The organism is Arthrobacter jiangjiafuii (assembly GCF_018622995.1).
In the GTDB taxonomy this organism is placed as follows: Bacteria; Actinomycetota; Actinomycetes; order Actinomycetales; family Micrococcaceae; genus Arthrobacter_B; species Arthrobacter_B jiangjiafuii.
In genome coordinates this window covers 1,928,301-1,944,469 of the sequence record NZ_CP076022.1, presented here as the reverse complement: position 1 = coordinate 1,944,469, position 16,169 = coordinate 1,928,301, and the positions used below count along the sequence as shown (strand labels likewise).

The 16,169-nt window shown below is 66.2% G+C and carries 12 protein-coding genes and 1 pseudogene; 7 read left to right on the top strand and 6 right to left on the bottom strand.

Features of this window, described 5'->3' with window-relative positions:
- Positions 1 to 6: 6 nt before the first annotated feature.
- Both KKR91_RS09190 and KKR91_RS09185 read left to right on the top strand, forming a co-directional pair.
- Positions 7 to 885, top strand: coding sequence for a sulfite exporter TauE/SafE family protein (locus KKR91_RS09190; RefSeq protein WP_210228876.1), 879 nt, complete (start codon positions 7 to 9; stop codon positions 883 to 885).
- Complete coding sequence (locus KKR91_RS09185) at positions 886 to 1,698, top strand: TrmH family RNA methyltransferase (protein WP_210228874.1); 813 nt, start codon at positions 886 to 888, stop codon at positions 1,696 to 1,698.
- Between the two features lie 159 nt (positions 1,699 to 1,857).
- On the opposite strand, the gene KKR91_RS09180 is transcribed toward KKR91_RS09185, so the two are convergent.
- Positions 1,858 to 2,283, bottom strand: coding sequence for a hypothetical protein (locus tag KKR91_RS09180; protein WP_210228872.1), 426 nt, complete (start codon positions 2,281 to 2,283; stop codon positions 1,858 to 1,860).
- Between KKR91_RS09180 and KKR91_RS09175 the strand changes: the two genes are divergently transcribed.
- From KKR91_RS09175 to KKR91_RS09160, 4 genes are all read left to right on the top strand, one after another.
- Positions 2,270 to 2,752, top strand: coding sequence for a hypothetical protein (locus KKR91_RS09175; RefSeq protein WP_210228870.1), 483 nt, complete (start codon positions 2,270 to 2,272; stop codon positions 2,750 to 2,752). The genes KKR91_RS09180 and KKR91_RS09175 overlap by 14 nt on opposite strands.
- A gap of 131 nt (positions 2,753 to 2,883) precedes the next feature.
- On the top strand, positions 2,884 to 3,141 hold the full coding sequence (locus tag KKR91_RS09170; RefSeq protein ID WP_210228868.1) for a type B 50S ribosomal protein L31: 258 nt from the start codon (positions 2,884 to 2,886) through the stop codon (positions 3,139 to 3,141).
- A 91-nt stretch (positions 3,142 to 3,232) separates the two neighbouring features.
- Entirely contained in the window at positions 3,233 to 4,312 is a 1,080-nt protein-coding gene (locus tag KKR91_RS09165) for a lipoate-protein ligase LplAB (protein ID WP_210228866.1), read from the top strand.
- A 32-nt stretch (positions 4,313 to 4,344) separates the two neighbouring features.
- The gene (locus tag KKR91_RS09160) at positions 4,345 to 4,686 is read left to right on the top strand and encodes a cupin domain-containing protein (RefSeq protein WP_210228864.1); all 342 of its coding nucleotides are present in this window, start codon (positions 4,345 to 4,347) and stop codon (positions 4,684 to 4,686) included.
- Positions 4,687 to 4,729: 43 nt separating this feature from the next.
- Here KKR91_RS09160 and pepN read toward each other — a convergent pair whose 3' ends face one another.
- From pepN to KKR91_RS09145, 3 genes are all read right to left on the bottom strand, one after another.
- Entirely contained in the window at positions 4,730 to 7,363 is a 2,634-nt protein-coding gene (gene pepN, locus KKR91_RS09155) for an aminopeptidase N (protein WP_210228862.1), read from the bottom strand.
- A 21-nt stretch (positions 7,364 to 7,384) separates the two neighbouring features.
- On the bottom strand, positions 7,385 to 9,106 hold the full coding sequence (locus KKR91_RS09150; protein WP_210228860.1) for a hypothetical protein: 1,722 nt from the start codon (positions 9,104 to 9,106) through the stop codon (positions 7,385 to 7,387).
- An 87-nt stretch (positions 9,107 to 9,193) separates the two neighbouring features.
- Positions 9,194 to 10,243: a YeiH family protein gene (locus KKR91_RS09145; RefSeq protein ID WP_237687331.1), complete on the bottom strand. Its 1,050-nt coding sequence runs from the start codon at positions 10,241 to 10,243 to the stop codon at positions 9,194 to 9,196.
- 132 nt (positions 10,244 to 10,375) lie between these two features.
- On the opposite strand from KKR91_RS09145, the gene KKR91_RS09140 reads away from it, so the two are divergent.
- Complete coding sequence (locus KKR91_RS09140) at positions 10,376 to 13,168, top strand: cation-translocating P-type ATPase (protein WP_210228858.1); 2,793 nt, start codon at positions 10,376 to 10,378, stop codon at positions 13,166 to 13,168.
- On the opposite strand, the gene KKR91_RS09135 is transcribed toward KKR91_RS09140, so the two are convergent.
- Together KKR91_RS09135 and glgC are read right to left on the bottom strand one after the other, a co-directional pair.
- Positions 13,147 to 14,583: an SDR family NAD(P)-dependent oxidoreductase gene (locus KKR91_RS09135; RefSeq protein WP_210228856.1), complete on the bottom strand. Its 1,437-nt coding sequence runs from the start codon at positions 14,581 to 14,583 to the stop codon at positions 13,147 to 13,149. The two genes, KKR91_RS09140 and KKR91_RS09135, sit on opposite strands and share 22 nt — an antisense overlap.
- A gap of 196 nt (positions 14,584 to 14,779) precedes the next feature.
- A pseudogene (gene glgC, locus KKR91_RS09130) lies at positions 14,780 to 16,168 on the bottom strand (glucose-1-phosphate adenylyltransferase); the annotation flags it as partial.
- Position 16,169 lies beyond the last annotated feature (1 nt).

Below are 16,169 nucleotides of genomic sequence, written 5' to 3'. Positions count from 1 at the left end.
TGCTCCGTGGATCTGTTTCATGACGCCGTGGTCTTTTTCGCCGGTTTGTGGGCGGGAACCATCAACGCCGTTGTCGGCTCCGGCACACTGGTCACCTTTCCGGTGCTCGTGGCCCTGGGGTATGCCCCGGTAGCTGCGACCATCTCAAATGCCACCGGCCTGATTGCCGGAAACATCGCCGGTTCCTGGGGATACCGCCGGGAACTGGCCGGGCTGAAGCCCACCCTGCTGAGACTGCTGCCGGCCTCCATCCTGGGCGGGATCACCGGTGCCGCATTGCTGCTGCACCTGCCCGAGGACGTCTTCGGCACCGTGGCTCCGTACCTGGTGGTTCTCGCCCTGCTGTTCGTCATCTTCCAGCCCTCCCTGCAGGCCTGGGTCCGCCGGCGGGCCGAGGCATCGGTGCCCGTCCTGCCGCTCCAGGAAGTGTTCGGCGACGGCAGCGACGATGACGGCGGCGGTGCCTCGTCCGCTAGCACTCCGGGCCCCGGCAGCATCGCCGTGGCGGCACCGGCGAAACCGCCCCGCCGCCAGACAGTGCTCCTGACGATCCTGATCTACCTGGCCGGGGTGTACGGCGGCTACTTCGTGGCGGCCCAGGGGATCCTGCTGGTCGGCATCCTGGGCATCTTCCTGCACGGCACCATCCAGCACGCCAACGCCATGAAGAACATCCTGGTGCTGGGCGTGAACATCGTGGCCGCCTCCTCCTACCTGATCTTTGCCTCCGACCGGATTGTCTGGCCGGTCGTAGCGCTGATCGCGGTGAGCTCACTGATCGGCGGCTTCCTGGGTGCCGCCGTCGGCCGCCGCCTCCCGCCGGTGGTGCTGCGCATCGTCATCGTGCTGCTGGGCCTGCTCGCCCTGTGGAATATGCTGTCCTAAGTGAGCCTTTTGTACCTATCCACCGCCACTGACCCGCGGGTAGCCGACTACACCAACCTGACCGACACCGCGCTGCGCCGCCGCCGTGAGCCCGAAGAGGGCATGTACATCGCAGAATCCTCCAAGGTCCTGCGGCGTGCCCTCGACGCCGGCCATCGGCCCCGGTCCTTCTTCCTGGCCGAGAAATGGATCCCGGACCTGCAGGACCTGCTGGACAGGTACCCGGATGTCCCCGCCTATGTGGGATCCGCGGAAGTCCTCGAGGAGATCACCGGCTTCCACCTGCACCGCGGGGCCCTGGCCGCCATGGAACGCCCCGCCCCGCTGGAACTGGCACCCCTGCTGGCTTCAGCCCGCCGGGTGGCGGTGCTGGAGGACATCGTTGACCACACCAACATCGGCGCCATCTTCCGCTCTGCAGCGGCACTGGGCGTGGACGCCGTCCTGATCAGTCCCCGCTGTGCCGACCCGCTGTACCGCCGGGCGATCCGGGTCAGCATGGGGACCGTCTTCCAGGTGCCGTGGGTGCGGCTCGCCGAATGGCCCGGGCAGCTGTCCATGCTGCACGACGCCGGTTTTGTCACGGCCGCACTGGCCCTGACGGAGGAATCACTCACCTTGGACCAGCTCAGCGCACGCCGGGACGAACGCCTGGCCCTGGTGCTCGGCACTGAAGGTGACGGGCTCGCCGACGGTACCCTGTCCGCCGTCGACCTCACCGTACGGATCCCGATGAGCGGGGGAGTGGACTCGCTGAACGTGGCGGCTGCCAGTGCCGTGGCGTTCTGGGAATGCCGCCCGCAGCAAGGTTGAGGAAAACCTGACCGGATAACGCCGCTGCGCTTACCCTTGGCCGCCCCGGGTGCAACACTGACGGCGTCATCACCCACCTGAACCTTCCTCCGGGGACGCCATGAACATTGGTCAAGGCAAACGGTCCACGCGGTCCTCAAACCGCCGGGCTGCGCTGCCCTACCGCCTGCTGTTGGGCATGGCGGTGGGGCTGCCACTGGTGATTCCGCTGGCATCCTGCGGTCCCACGGCGGAGCAGATGAGGAACCAGGAAACCGCCCCGGCGTTCCCCTCGGGCCGCCCGCTCCAGCCATCAACCCCGGCTCCGGCGGCACCGACAACCGCGCCGTCCGTGGCGACACCCACGGCGCCTGCCCCCTCACCAACACCGGCCCGGGTGGGCGTCAGCGGCAGCCAGGCAGGAATGCCTGAGCCGGTCCAGGATGCATGCCAGTTCCTGTTGCGCCGGGACGGGGCACCCATGCCGCCGGCGGAGGCCGCCACCTGCATCGGGGCCGCGATGACCGCCGGCGGCCGCGGCACCCAGACCGTCGAGACCGCGTCGAGCTGGCTGCCGCAGGGCACCCACACGGTGGAATTCACCACCGCGCCGGAGTTTTCGCTCGTCCTGGTCAATCCCGAGCTGAAGCTGCGGATCACTGCGGGGGCAGGCGGGGGCAGCGTAGACACCGGCACCGGCAAAATCACGGCCAACCCTTCCGGCACCCCGGAGGAGGCCTACGCAGCGGTGCTGGCCGACGCTGCGGAACTGACCGTGAATCCGGAACGGGTCGCAGCTCTGCTGGCGGGAATGTCGTCGCTGGATGTTGACTACGAAGCCGTGCTGAACGGGGCCGTTCGAACCAGGATCAGTGGAATCCCGCCAGCGGCGCCGGAGGAGGATGCCGGTGCGGAAACGGGTTCCCCGGCGGGGGCCGGCGAGATGCTGCCCACCGGGCTGACCATATGGCTGGATGACTATTACCGGCCGGTCCGGTTGGAGATCGCCGGGCGGGCCAGGGGCATCACCTCCAGCATCACGGCGGTAACCACCGGCTGGGGAGTGCCGCTTTAACCAGCGCCTGCGGATGCGGTATGCTGAATTGCTGATCCCCGTGAATGTGCCTCACTGCGCGGCACGGGGACAATCCAAGCTTTCAACCACCAGTGCCTGGCAAAATCCAGTCACCAAAAGAAGGTAATACATTGAAGTCTGATACTCACCCGAAGTACGGCCCGGTTGTCTTCCGCGATCTCGCGTCCGACACCGCGTTCCTGACCAACTCCACGGCTACGTCCGCCAAGACGATCGAGTGGGAAGATGGCAACACCTACCCCCTCATCGAGGTGGAAATCTCCTCCGCGTCGCACCCGTTCTACACGGGCAAGCAGCGCATCATGGACTCCGCCGGCCGTGTCGAGCGCTTCAACGCACGCTTCAAGGGCTTCGGCTCCAAGAAGTAATACGTTCGAACAGAACAGCACAGGTTCTAGACTAAGAAGGTCCGCCCGGTATCTCCGGGCGGGCCTTTTTACTTGCGGAAAAGGAAACCGAATGAGCAGCATGGAACAGGACAGCGCCCGCCTCCACGGTGAGTTCAAGGTAGTGGGCGGGAAACTGGTCGTGGTGGACCTGGAAGTCCGTGACGGAAAGCTGGCAGACGTCTCGCTCAGCGGTGACTTCTTCCTCGAGCCCGATGACGCCCTGGCCGATATCAATGCGGCGCTGGAAGGGCTTCCCGAGGATACGACCGGCGCCGACATAGCGGCCGCGGTCCGGGCCAACCTGCCCGCAGACGCCGTGCTGTTCGGATTCTCGCCGGAGGCCGTTGCCACCGCCGTCCGCCGGGCGCTGGCCAAGGCTACGGGCTGGACAGACCACCAGTGGGAGATCATCGGACCCACGCCCCTGTCCACGCCGATGCACGTGGCCATGGACGAAGTCCTTGCCGAGGAGGTGGGTGCGGGCAAGCGCAACCCCACGCTCCGGTTCTGGGAATGGGAAGCCCCGTCCGTGGTGATCGGCAGTTTCCAGTCACTGCGCAACGAAGTGGACCCTCAGGGAGCAGAAAAGCACGGCGTAACGGTGGTCCGCCGGATCAGCGGCGGCGGTGCGATGTTCATGGAGCACGGCAATGCCATCACCTATTCCATCTATGTACCGCAGTCGCTGGTGGACGGCCTGAGCTTTGCGGACTCCTACCCCTTCCTGGACTCGTGGGTGATGGAGTCCCTGGAAAAGCTGGGCATTAAGGCCTGGTACCAGCCGCTGAATGACATCGCGACCGACCAGGGAAAGATCGGCGGCGCCGCGCAGAAACGCTTCGGCAACGGCGGCATGTTGCATCACGTGACCATGTCCTATGACATCGACGCCGATAAAATGCTCGAGGTGCTGCGGATCGGCAAGGAAAAGCTCTCCGATAAGGGCACCACCAGCGCCAAGAAGAGGGTCGACCCGCTGCGCCGGCAGACCGGCCTGAGCCGGGAAGAGATCATCGCCACCATGATGGAGACCTTCACCGCCCGTTACGGAGCCGTTCCCGCCGGGATCACCGATGAGGAGCTGGCGCTGGCCGAAGCGAAAGTAGCGGAGAAGTTCGGTACCCCCGAATGGCTGAACCGGGTTCCCTAGCTTCGGTGAGGCAGGCACGTAGACTGCCAGGCATGGAAAAAAAGTCCCTGACCGCCTTGGTGCGGAATCAACTGCAGATCGCCGGCAGCGCGTCGAGCGGCCGCAGTGCCCAGACGGTCTACGGCGGCCACGAACATGTCCTGCGGCAGACCATCATCGCTCTGACCGCCGGATTTGTCCTGGACGAGCATGAGAATCCGGGTGAAGCCACGGTCTACGTGCTGAAGGGCCGGGTCCGGCTGCTGTCTGAGGGGGAGACCTGGGAGGGATCCGCCGGGGACCTGCTAATCATTCCGCAGGCCCGGCACTCGGTGGAAGCCGTCGAAGACTCAGCCGTACTGCTCACCGTGGCCAAGACGGACCGCCAGGGCTAGTTCCCGCCCGTATCCCCGCCGGTCTCCCGGCGGGGACGGATGCCTACCTGCCCGCGGCCTGGGCTCGCAGTGCCCGCAGCAGCTGGTCCTGCTGCTCGATGATGATGCGGCGCAGTGCTGCCGGAGCCTGCGGGTTGGCCTCGAGCCAGTCCATGGTGGCCATCAGGACCGGGTGATCGGCCGGAACCATGTGTTCGGGCAGATCCTGCGCTCCCGGGAACAGTCCGCCGACGACCCGGCTCGCCAGCTCGATGCTCCTCGCGCTCCAGACCAGGGTCAGGGACGCGAAATAGTCGGCGGAGAACATGGACAGCAGTTCGGTGCTGCCGATGGTCAGGCCCTCGATGGTGGCCGAGAGCAGCTGGTTGGACAGTTCATCCGAATGGACCGCCTCCTGCCAGGCCGAGGCTTTCACGGCAGGCTCGGGGAACGCAGCCGCTGCCGTTGTGAAACCGACCCGCCCGGAGGCCGTGGAATCACGCTCCAGCTCCGCTTCCAGCTCGGCCCGGGCCGCACTTCCGGTTGCTGCCAGTGCCTGCCAGAGCTGCCAGCGCAGGTCCGAGTCCACTGCCAGGCCGGGGATCTCCGTGCGGCCCTTCAGCAGGCCGCGCAGCAGGTCGGTATGGGTGGTGCTGCGCCGGCCCAGGGCCGCCGCGTTCCGGGCCCAGATCAACTGGCGGTCACTGCCCGGCTCTGCAGCGTGCAACTGTTCCACCACCAGCGAGTAGAGGCTTTCACGCAGGGCGCTGCGGCGTTCGGCCGGTGCATAGCGCTCCACCGCGTAACGCGCATTGTCCAGCAGGACCTGCAGCACGCCGGCACCGGTCTCCATCGGTGCGGCATGGGCGATCAGCCGGACATAGTCGGAGGCGCTCAGGGCGCCGTCGCGCACGCCGTTCCACAGTGCCGAGAAGCAGACCGCCCGGGCCAGCGGATCGGGGATCCGGCCGAGGGATGACATCAGGGTCTGCAGTGAGTCATTGTCGAACCGGATCTTGGCGTAGGTCAGGTCCTCGTCATTGAGCAGCAGCAGTGCGGGCCGCTGGATGCCGACCAGCTCGGGAACCTCGGTCCGGTGCCCGTCGACGTCGATCTCCACACTGTCGGTGCGGACCAGGGCGCCGCCGGCGTCTGGGTTGTACAGGCCGATCCGCAGGCGGTGCGGGCGGGGCACCTGTTCACCACTGACCGGGTCCGGCGCATCCTGGATGATCGTGACCGAGGTGAGGGCGCCGTCGTCGTCCGTTTCCAGCTGGGGCGTGAGGGTCGGGACTCCGGCGGTTTGCAGCCAGAGCCGGGACCAGACGCCCATGTCCCGGCCCGAGGCCGAGCTCAGGGCGTTCAGCAGGTCGGTGAGGGTGGTGTTTCCGTAGGCATGGTCACGGAAGTAGCCGCGGGCCGCTTCGATAAACGCATCGAAACCCACATAGGCCACCAGTTGCTTGAGCACCGAAGCGCCCTTGGCGTAGGTGATGCCGTCAAAATTCTGCTTCGCTGCTTCGAGATCGGTGATGTCGGCGACAATCGGATGGGTAGTGGGCAGCTGATCCTGGACGTAGGCCCAGGCCTTGCGCCGGTTCGCGAAGGACACCCAGGAATTGGTGAAGTCGGTGGCGTTGGCCACGGCCAGGGCACCCATGTAGTCCGCGAAGGACTCCTTCAGCCACAGGTCGTCCCACCACTTCATGGTCACCAGGTCGCCGAACCACATGTGCGCCATCTCGTGCAGGATGGTGTTGGCGCGGGCCTCGTACTGCGCCTCGGTGGCCTTTGACCGGAAGACGTAGGCCTCCGTGAAGGTCACCAGCCCGGGATTTTCCATGGCACCGAGGTTGTACTCGGGGACGAAGGCCTGGTCATATTTGCCGAAGGGGTAGGGGTAGGCAAACAGTGTGTGGAAGTAATCCAGGCCGCGCTTGGTAATGTCGAAAACGTTCTGCGGATCAAAGTACTCGGCCAGCGAGGCACGGCAGTAGGCGCCCAGCGGGATCTCCAGGACCGAGCCGTCATCCAGGACACCGGACCAGAAGTCCTCGGCCTTGAAATACGGACCCGCCAGCACGGACGTGATGTAGGTGGAGATGCGCTGCGTGGGGGCAAACTCCCAGCGGCTGCACTGTGGTGCTGCAGAAGCTGTTTCAGAAGCTGCGTCAATGGGAGTGCGGGTCACCTCGGCACCGTTGGAAACGACTGCCCAGTCCGACGGCGCCGTGACGGCGAAGGTGAAGCTGGCCTTGAGGTCGGGCTGTTCAAAGTCAGCGAACACGCGGCGGGCATCAGCGGGTTCATACTGCGTGTACAGATAGGTTTGGCCATCGGCGGGATCGGTAAACCGGTGCATGCCCTCGCCGCTGCGGCTGTACAGGGCGGTGCCGTCCACGGTAACCGTGTTCTCTACTGCCAGGTCCGGCAGCTGGATCCGCGACCCGTCCACGGCAAGATCCAGGGGCAGCTCGCGTCCGTTCAGGGTCACCGAGGAGACTCCGCCGTGGATGAAGTCCAGGAACGTGGAGCCGCCCGGGCGGGCACAGCGGAACGTGATGGTGCTCCGGGAACGGAACCCGGCCGTCTCCGGGTCCTGCGCTGAGCTCAGATCGAGCTCTACGTGGTAGGCATCTACGGTCACAAGGGCGGAGCGGGCGGCGGCTTCTTCACGGCGCAGGTTCTGGTTCGACACTCCATCATTCAACCACTTCCGTCACTGCGGCACTTTTGTGTCGCCCAAACCGCCCGTCGCCTCACCGCCGCCGTCCCTGGCCGGCAGCAGCTTGTCCATGATCGTTTGGAAGGACAGGGAGGCCAGCAGGATGAAGTAGGGCACGTACAAGTACAGGAACCGGGCCCGGCCTTCGGAGAGCAGCAGGAAAAGCAGCAGCCCCAGGAGAGCGATGCGGAGGGCGGTGACCTCCGGCCGCATCAGGTTGGGGGAGCGCAGGACCAGCGGAACGGCCACCAGCGCCAGGACAAGGAACCAGGTTCCCTGCCACAGCGACAGCAGCCAGGGAAACCCGGGACGGTTGTTCCCGAAGAAGTCCTGGATCACCCTGTCTCCCGGGTCAGCGGAGACAAAGTTGTTCCCGGTCAGCCGTCCCTCGCCCCAGGAGAAGAATGAACCGTCGCCGGTGACCCAGAGCAGCTTGTGATTCAGGAAGGAAAGATATCCGCCTGGTCCCATGGCAGCCACCCGCTCCTGATAAGCGTCCAGTCCTTGGCGGAACTTCTCCTCCGGGTCGGCGACGGTGACGGTGCCCAGATAATCTGCCTCGTTGTAGCAGCCGTAATAGAGTCCGTGCGGTCCGGCAAAGCTCTGCGCCCCGACTTTCAGGAAATGGGTCGGCGGCATGGCAGCCGGGTTGTCTTCGACGTTGAAACTGATCACCGGAGTCTGCTGTTCGAAAACCGTGATCAGCCGGTGCCCGGCAAAAAAACTCCCTGCCACGACGGCAAAGCCCAGAACCACGGCCATGGCCCCGGGGCGACGGCGGCGCAAGGCCGGCGAGCAGGCCGCTGTCAGGGCGGCTGCCACCAGGCAGATAAGCACCGTGGGTTTGATTCCGTAGCCCACAGCTCCGGCCCCTCCGGCCAGGACCCACAACGGAATCCGGACGGCCAGTGAGCGTGCCCGGCCTGCTGCCAGCAACAGAAACAGAATCAGGACCGGAAACACCAGACCAACCGTGTCCGAGTAGACAACGCCCAGCCAAGGCGAGAGCAGGACAAAAACGGTTGAGGGAAGCAGCGTGAACGCAGCCAGGGTGCGTCCGCCGAGTATCCGTGCAGCTGCATAGGTCAGGGCAATGCCCGTGAACAGGACGACGGCGTTTAGGACAGCGGCGGCCATCTCCAGGTCGGCGACGCCCAGGAAGACGGCCAGGCGGAAATATGCGGAGAGCAGCAGGGTAATCAGGATGTTGTTGGTGTTCAGGGAAAAGTAACCGGGATCGATTTCGGTCTGCGTTCCCTGGGCCAGCCCGGCAGCGGAGCTGTACACGGCGTAGGCGTCCCAGTCAGCCGGCAGCCGGACGGCATATGCAAGCCGGACCTGCAGGGCGAACAGGAGGACCCATACTGCCGCAGCCCCCAATCCCGCCAGGACCCGGTGGCGGACCAGAAACTGCGCGGCCTTACGCAGACCGAGATACAGCCCCGCCATGAGCGCCAGCACCGCCGCCGTGGCCGCGAGCGCCCACCAGGTGCTGTAACGGGAGTTGCCGTAGTGCGGGTCAACCAGATTGCCCAGAAGGCACCAGAGCGCAACGCCGCATAGCACCAGGCCTGCCGCTGTTGCCGGCTGGTAGCCCTTGCCCGAGGCCTCCGGTGACCGGACAAGGCCGGCAGGACTGCTTTGCGACAGCGAGGTGCCGCCGCCGGATTCCGCTGTTGCATCCGTCGGAGGCGGCTGGTCAGGTGATCCGGTCATCGCGTCGTCCCGTCTTCAGGCAGCAACAGTAGGGGCGCGTCGGTGGCGCCGCAAGGGTCCTCCCGCGGAAGCCCTGCTGCCCTTGCCCTACCCCGCGAGCAGCAGCGCCAGGCCCAACCCCAGCCCGCCAACCAGCAGCCAGGACACCAGCGCGGCAGCGAGCGCCCGGGCCCCCGACGCGAACAGGGCACTAAACCGCACCCCCGCGCCAAGGGAAAACAGGGCAGCGGCAAAAAGGATCTCCTGAACAACCCCTGCAGCTTCAAGGGCGGCCTCGGGGAGAATCCCGGCGGTACGGACCAGGATCAGTGCCAGGAAACCGAGGACAAACAGCGGAACCAGCGGCGGCCGCTTGCCGCGCCCCTGTTCCACGCCCGTCGGCGTTTCCATGGCCTGGCTCCTGGCATCCTGCCGCCGCCCGAGGAATCCCACGACAGCAGTCATCGGGGCGAGCATGACCACGCGGGCCAGCTTGACGACGACGGCGGCCGCGAGCGCCGCTGTCCCTGCGGTCTGGGCCGTGGCCACCACCTGGCCGACGTCGTGAACCGACGCTCCTGCCCACAGGCCAAACGTCTCGTCCGGCAGGCCGAACAGGGACGCCAGCAACGGCAGCACGCCGATCGCCAGCGTTCCGCAGAGCGTCACCAGCGCGATCGGCACCACCGTATCCTCGTGCCTCACCCTCCGGGCAGCGGCTATCGCCCCGATGGCGGACACCCCGCAAATGGAGAAGCCGGCGGCAATCAGCAGCGGCTCCTCCCCGGGCAGCCGGAACGCCCGGCAGATCAGATAGGTCCCGGCAAATGCCCCCGCGACCAGTGCGGCGATCAGCAGAAGTGCTGCCCACCCCAGTGAGGCAATATCGATCAGCGACACCTTCAGTCCCAGCAGTACAATCCCGGCACGCATCAGCCGCCTGGCAGCGAGGGACAGGCCAGGCTTCAACGGGCCGGAGACTGATGAAGACAGGCCGGGAACGTTGGCCACGGCCAACCCCAGGACCACGGCTATGGTCAGGACCGGCAGCCAGGGAATCAGCCGGTGCAGGAGGTAGGCGGCAACGACGGCGGCCGCAGCGGCAGTCAGCCCGGGCAGCAGCGCAGTGCCTTGGAGTCGCGGGGGAGAGCTGTTCACCGTCCCACCCTGCCGCAGAATCTACCGCCAGCCAAACCCCGGATAGGTCCCGGGTGCGGTTTCCTTGGGGCGCCGTTGTTAGAGTGAGGAGCAACACCCCCAGCAACACCCCCTATCGCCAGAGGCAGCCCCATGCATGCGGATAATCAACTCGGGGTGCCGGAATACCCCTGGACCCAAACACCTTCCCAGGTGGCCGACGAGCTGGACGTGGATCCGGCCACCGGGCTCAGCCCGGACCAGGCGGCCCAGCGCCTCCAACGGTACGGACACAATGAGCTCGCCGCCGGACGGAAGGTTCCGGCCTGGCGGAAAATCCTGGCACTGCTGACGGACCGGCTCATCCTGGTGCTGATCGCGGCGGCCGTCATCAGCGCCGTTGTCTCCCGGGAGTGGGAGACCCCGGTGGTGATCCTCGCTGTCATCGCCCTGAACACGGTCCTGAACTATGTGCAGGAACAGCGGGCGGAAAGCAGCCTGGAAGCGCTGCGCAGCACCTCTGTCGCGGTGGCCACGGTGCGACGGGGCGGGCAGCCCGTGGACGTGCCGCGGACCGAGCTGGTGCCGGGCGACGTGGTGCTCCTGGAGGCCGGCGACACAATCCCCGCTGACGGCCGGCTGATCGAAGCGGTACGGCTGCAGGTGGCCGAAGCTGCGCTGACCGGGGAGTCGCAGCCGGTGAACAAGAACCCGGCCGTGTTGACCGACCCCGAACTGGGCGTGGGGGACCGGACCAACATGCTCTACATGGATACCGATGTCAGCCGCGGGCGCGCTGTCCTGCTGGTCACGGGAACCGGGATGGATACGCAGATCGGACGGATCGCGCATCTGCTGGGTTCAACGGTTGAGGAAAAGACCACCCTGCAGCGCAGCATCGACCAGTTGGCACGCCTGCTCACCTATGTGGCCCTGGTAGTGGTGGCCATCGTCTTCATCCTGGGCCTGCTGCGCGGTGACAGCTGGGGGGACCTGTTCCTGACCGCCGTATCCCTGGCCGTGGCGACCATCCCGGAGGGACTCACCGCCGTCGTCGCCTTCACCCTGGCGATGGGGGCGTCCCGGCTGGCCGCGCGGGGGGCGATCATCAAGCAGCTGGCGGCAGTGGAGACCCTGGGCAGCACCTCGCAGATCTGCACCGACAAGACCGGCACCCTGACCTTGAACGAGATGACGGTCCGCCGCGTTGCCACCGCCTCGGGCCGGGACTTCCGGGTTTCCGGATCCGGCTATTCCACCGAGGGGAAGGTGCTCAGCGCGGACGGCCGGCCGTCTCCGGTCCTGACGCGGGCGCTGCTGGGCTTTGCCCTCTGCAATGATGCCTCTGTACGCGACGGCATGCTCACCGGCGATCCCACGGAAGGGGCCTTGGTGGTGCTGGCCGAAAAGGGCGGTATCGACACCGACGGCGCCCGCGCCTCCCATCCCCGCATCGCTGAGGTCCCCTTCGATTCGGACTACAAGTTCATGGCCACGTTCAACCGTCTGCCCATCGATGGCGAAGCCGACGACGACGCCGGCACGTCTTCCGGGGATGCAGGCGACGGCGTCGTCTGCTATGTGAAGGGCGCCCCGGGAGTGCTGCTGGAGCGGTCGGACTTCCTGGCCACGGCCGACGGCGCCCGGCCCCTGCTGCCGGAGGACCGCCAACGGATCCGCGATGAAGTGGATGCCCTTGCCAGGCAGGGCCTGCGGACAATGGCCGTGGCCAGCCGGACGGCCGACGGCACCCCGCCCGCTGATCCCGATGCGCTGCGGAACAGCGTGTCAGGGCTCGTGTTCCATGCGGTGGCCGGCATTATGGATCCTCCCCGCACTGAGGCCGCCGAGGCCATAACCCGCGCCCACGAAGCAGGGATCAGCGTCCATATGATCACGGGCGATCACTTGGTCACCGCATCGGCGATCGCCCGCGACCTGGGGATCGGCGGGGAGGCAGTCTCCGGGACTCAGCTGGACGGCATGGATGATGCCGAGCTGCAGCGGCGGGCGCCGGACTACGGCGTGCTGGCCCGGGTGTCGCCCGAGCACAAGATCCGGATGGTCGCCGCCCTGCAGGCCGACGGCGCGGTCGTGGCCATGACCGGCGACGGCGTCAATGACGCCCCGGCACTGAAGCGGGCGAACATCGGCATCGCCATGGGAATCACCGGCACCGATGTGTCCAAGGGTGCCGCCAAGATGATCCTCACGGATGATAACTTCGCCACCATCGTGGCAGCGGTGCAGGAAGGCCGCGGGATCTACGCCAACATCCTCAAGTTTGTCAGCTTCCAGCTGACCACTGCCTGGGGCTTCGTGCTGATTTTCCTTGCCGCCGCGGCGTTCGGGCTCGCCGGCGGGGCGCCCTTCACCGCGCTGCAGATTCTATGGGTCAACATCATCATGGATGGCCCGCCGGCGCTGGCCCTGGGCGTGGACCCCGCCGATAAGGCACTGATGAAGCAGCCGCCGCGGCCACCGCGGGAGCCGTTGCTGACCGGCCAGCGGATAGCCCGGATCCTCACCATGGGCATCATTATGGCCGTGGGAACGTGCAGCGTGCTGTACCTGGCACCGCAGATGTATCCGGAGAGCGCCGGTGATCCGCTCTTCGCCACCACCCTGGCCTTCACGACCTTCGTCTTCTACCAGACCTTCAACCTGCTCAACGTCCGCTCGGCGAACGGCAGTGTGTTCTCGCTGCACACCTTCACCAACCGGGCCGTCTGGGTGTCGCTGGCCGCCGTCGTCGTCCTGCAGATCCTGGTGGTCCAGCTGGAGGTGCTGCAGGGTCTGTTCGATACCACCGACCTGACCGACGGCCAGTGGTTCCTGGCCATCGCCGTAGGATCAACGGCCCTGTGGGTCTCCGAAATCCGCAAGGCCGTCTCGCGGTTCCAGGCGCGGAAGTCGGCTCCGGCTTACCAGGGAGAGGGCTTGTAGTCCTTCAGGAAGACCCCGTACTGGTCGACGCCGGCTTCACCCATGACAATCGGGTCGTAAACGCGGGCAGCACCGTCCACCAGGTCCAGGGGAGCGTGGAAGCCCTCCTCGGCCAGGCGGACCTTCGTCGGATGGGGACGTTCGTCGGTGATCCAGCCGGTGTCCACTGCGGTCATCAGGATGCCGTCGGTTTCCAGCATTTCACCGGCGCTTGTGCGGGTGAGCATGTTCAGCGAGGCCTTGGCCATGTTGGTGTGGGGGTGCCCCGGTCCCTTGTAGCGGCGGGCAAACTGGCCCTCCATCGCTGAGACGTTCACGATGTACTTCCGGTGGGCAGCGGAGGCTGCCATTGCCGGGCGCAGCCGGTTGACCAGCAGGAACGGGGCGGTGACGTTGCAGAGCTGCACTTCGAGCATCTCCAGGGGCTCCACCTGGTCCACCACCTGGGTCCAGCTGTTGATCGGGGCGGTGTCCGGAACCAGCCCGCCGGCGTCGATCGCGGTGCCGGCGCCGAGCTTCTCCAGGGAGGACGAGCCGGCGGTCAGGGCCAGCGAGGTGACGGCGTCGCCGGCCAGCACCGGATGCTCGGCAATGGACCCGGCCAGTGCGGTCGGGTGCGCGTTGTGGGTGTGGCCGAAGGTGACCAGCTCGGGCATGTTCCCGGCAGGCAGGGTCTCGAGCTCGGCGTCCACCAGCGGCTGGTATGCGTTCGAGGTCCGGCGCACTGTCTGGGCCGCGTTGTTGATGAGGATATCCAGTGGTCCAGCCTCGGCAACCGAATCGGCCAGCGAGATGACCTGGGCGGGGTCGCGCAGGTCGATGCCGACGATCTTCAGCCTGTGCAGCCAGTCAGCTGAGTCCTCCATGGCGGCAAAGCGGCGGGCTGCGTCCTTGGGGAAGCGGGTGGTGATGGTGGTGTGCGCGCCGTCGCGCAGCAGCCGCAGGGCAATGTACATGCCGATCTTGGCGCGGCCGCCGGTCAGCAGGGCACGCTTGCCCGTCAGGTCGGTGCGGGCATCGCGCTTGGCATGGCTGAAGGCGGCGCACTCGGGGCAGAGCTGGTGGTAGAAGGCGTCCACCACGGTGTACGGCTGCTTGCAGATGTAGCAGTTGCGCGGCTTGAGCAGTGTCCCGGCCGAGGGGCCGTGGGCGGAGGTCCGCAGCTGGGCACCGCGGGTTTCATCGTCAATGCGGTCGGAGGCACCCGTTGCGGTGAGGGCGACGACGGCGCGGTCCGCCTCGGCGACGGCGCTGCGCTTTTCGATTTTCTTGTGCTTTTTCACGGATTTGAACATCTTGGCCGTCGCCCGCCGGACGGCAATGTAATCGGGGTGTTCTTCATCCAGGACGTGGATGGAGGACAGGACGCGCAGACAGGCCTGCAGGTCTTCGGGGCTCAGGTCGGGGGTGCTCATGAAAGTCGTTTCTGCCGTGTTTTCCGCTGTGTAATCCGCCGGCGAGAACACGGCGGGGGCATTTTTGGTGCTTTCCGACCTTACAACGAAACGCTGCGGCGCCCGGTATCCGGACGCCGCAGCGGGGAAAAATCACAGGCCGGTGTGCCGCGGCACGCCCGGCGGCTCAGGCAGGGGCAGGCTCCGGCTCCGGTTCCGGTTCCGGCAGGGACACCCGCTGGCCTTTGCTCAGTACGGTCAGGCCCGAGGCCGTCACGGTGAACCCCCGCGCGAGGTCCAGCTCCCGGTCCACGCCAATGGTGGCACCCGGCGGGATCTGAACGAACTTGTCGATGATCGCCCGGCGCACCACCGCTCCGGCACCGACATGGATTCCGTCCATCAGCACCGAGTCGGTCACCACAGCGCCGGAGTCCACGTAAACGTCCGGAGCGAGCACGGAACCGGTGACGGTACCGCCGGAGATCACGACGCCGTTGGAGACGATGGAGTCGAAGGCGGTGCCGGCCTGGTCGGCGGCGCTGCGCACGAACTTTGCGGGCGGGGAGATGCTCTGCCTCGTGTAGATGGGCCACTGCAGGTTGTACAGGTTGAACGCCGGCAACGGGGAGATCAGGTCCATGTTGGCGTCGTAGTACGAATCGAGGGTACCGACGTCGCGCCAGTACTGGTGGTCGCTGCCGGTGGCTCCCGGAATGACATTGTGTGAGAAGTCGTAGACGGCGGCGTCGTTGCGGTCCACGAAGTAGGGAATGATGTCGCCGCCCATGTCGTGCTTGGTGATGAGCCGCTCGGCATCAACCTTCAGGGCTTCGACCAGGGCATCGGTGTTGAAGACGTAATTGCCCATGGAGGCCAGGAACATCTCCGGATCATCGGGCAGGCCGGGCGTGGTGGCAGGCTTTTCGACAAAGGCGCCGATCCGTCCCGGGCTTTGGGGATCCGTTTCAATGACGCCGAACTGGTCCGCCAGGTGCAGCGGCTGCCGGACGGCGGCCACCGAGACTGATGCGCCGGAGGCGATGTGGGCCTCGACCATCTGGGAGAAGTCCATCCGGTACACGTGGTCTGCTCCGATGACCACCACGATGTCCGGCCGGGCGTCATCGATGAGGTTCATGGACTGGTAGATCGCGTTGGCGCTGCCCAGGAACCAGCTCTTGCCGACCCGCTGCTGGGCCGGTACCGAAGCGACGTAATTCTGCAGCTGCGTGGAGAGCCGCCAGGTTTCGGAAATGTGCCGGTCCAGGCTGTGCGACTTGTACTGCGTCAGCACCACTATCTGCAGGTATCCCGAATTCACCAGGTTGGATAAGGCGAAATCGATGAGCCGGTAACGTCCGGCAAAAGGTACTGCGGGTTTTGCCCGGTCCGCAGTCAGGGGCATGAGGCGTTTGCCTTCTCCGCCGGCAAGGACAACGGCCAGAACCTTCTTTGGCGCCATTTCGTAATTCCCCTGTTTATCGCTGCGTCGTCTGCTGCTGCAAGTCCACGCGGTGTGTTGGTGCTTCTTGCTGTGGTGCTGCCTGTGGTGCTGCCTGTGGTGGTGCTGCCTGCTGCTGCGGGTAGTAGCTGTTCCGCGCAGT

What these genes read in the sequence shown, in the direction of transcription:
- KKR91_RS09165 (WP_210228866.1), top strand. Translation starts at nt 3,233, where the DNA reads ATGAGCAGCATGGAACAGGACAGCGCCCGCCTCCACGGTGAGTTCAAG.
- KKR91_RS09160 (WP_210228864.1), top strand. Translation starts at nt 4,345, where the DNA reads ATGGAAAAAAAGTCCCTGACCGCCTTGGTGCGGAATCAACTGCAGATC.
- KKR91_RS09150 (WP_210228860.1), bottom strand. Translation starts at nt 9,106, where the DNA reads ATGACCGGATCACCTGACCAGCCGCCTCCGACGGATGCAACAGCGGAA.
- KKR91_RS09140 (WP_210228858.1), top strand. Translation starts at nt 10,376, where the DNA reads ATGCATGCGGATAATCAACTCGGGGTGCCGGAATACCCCTGGACCCAA.
- KKR91_RS09135 (WP_210228856.1), bottom strand. Translation starts at nt 14,583, where the DNA reads ATGAGCACCCCCGACCTGAGCCCCGAAGACCTGCAGGCCTGTCTGCGC.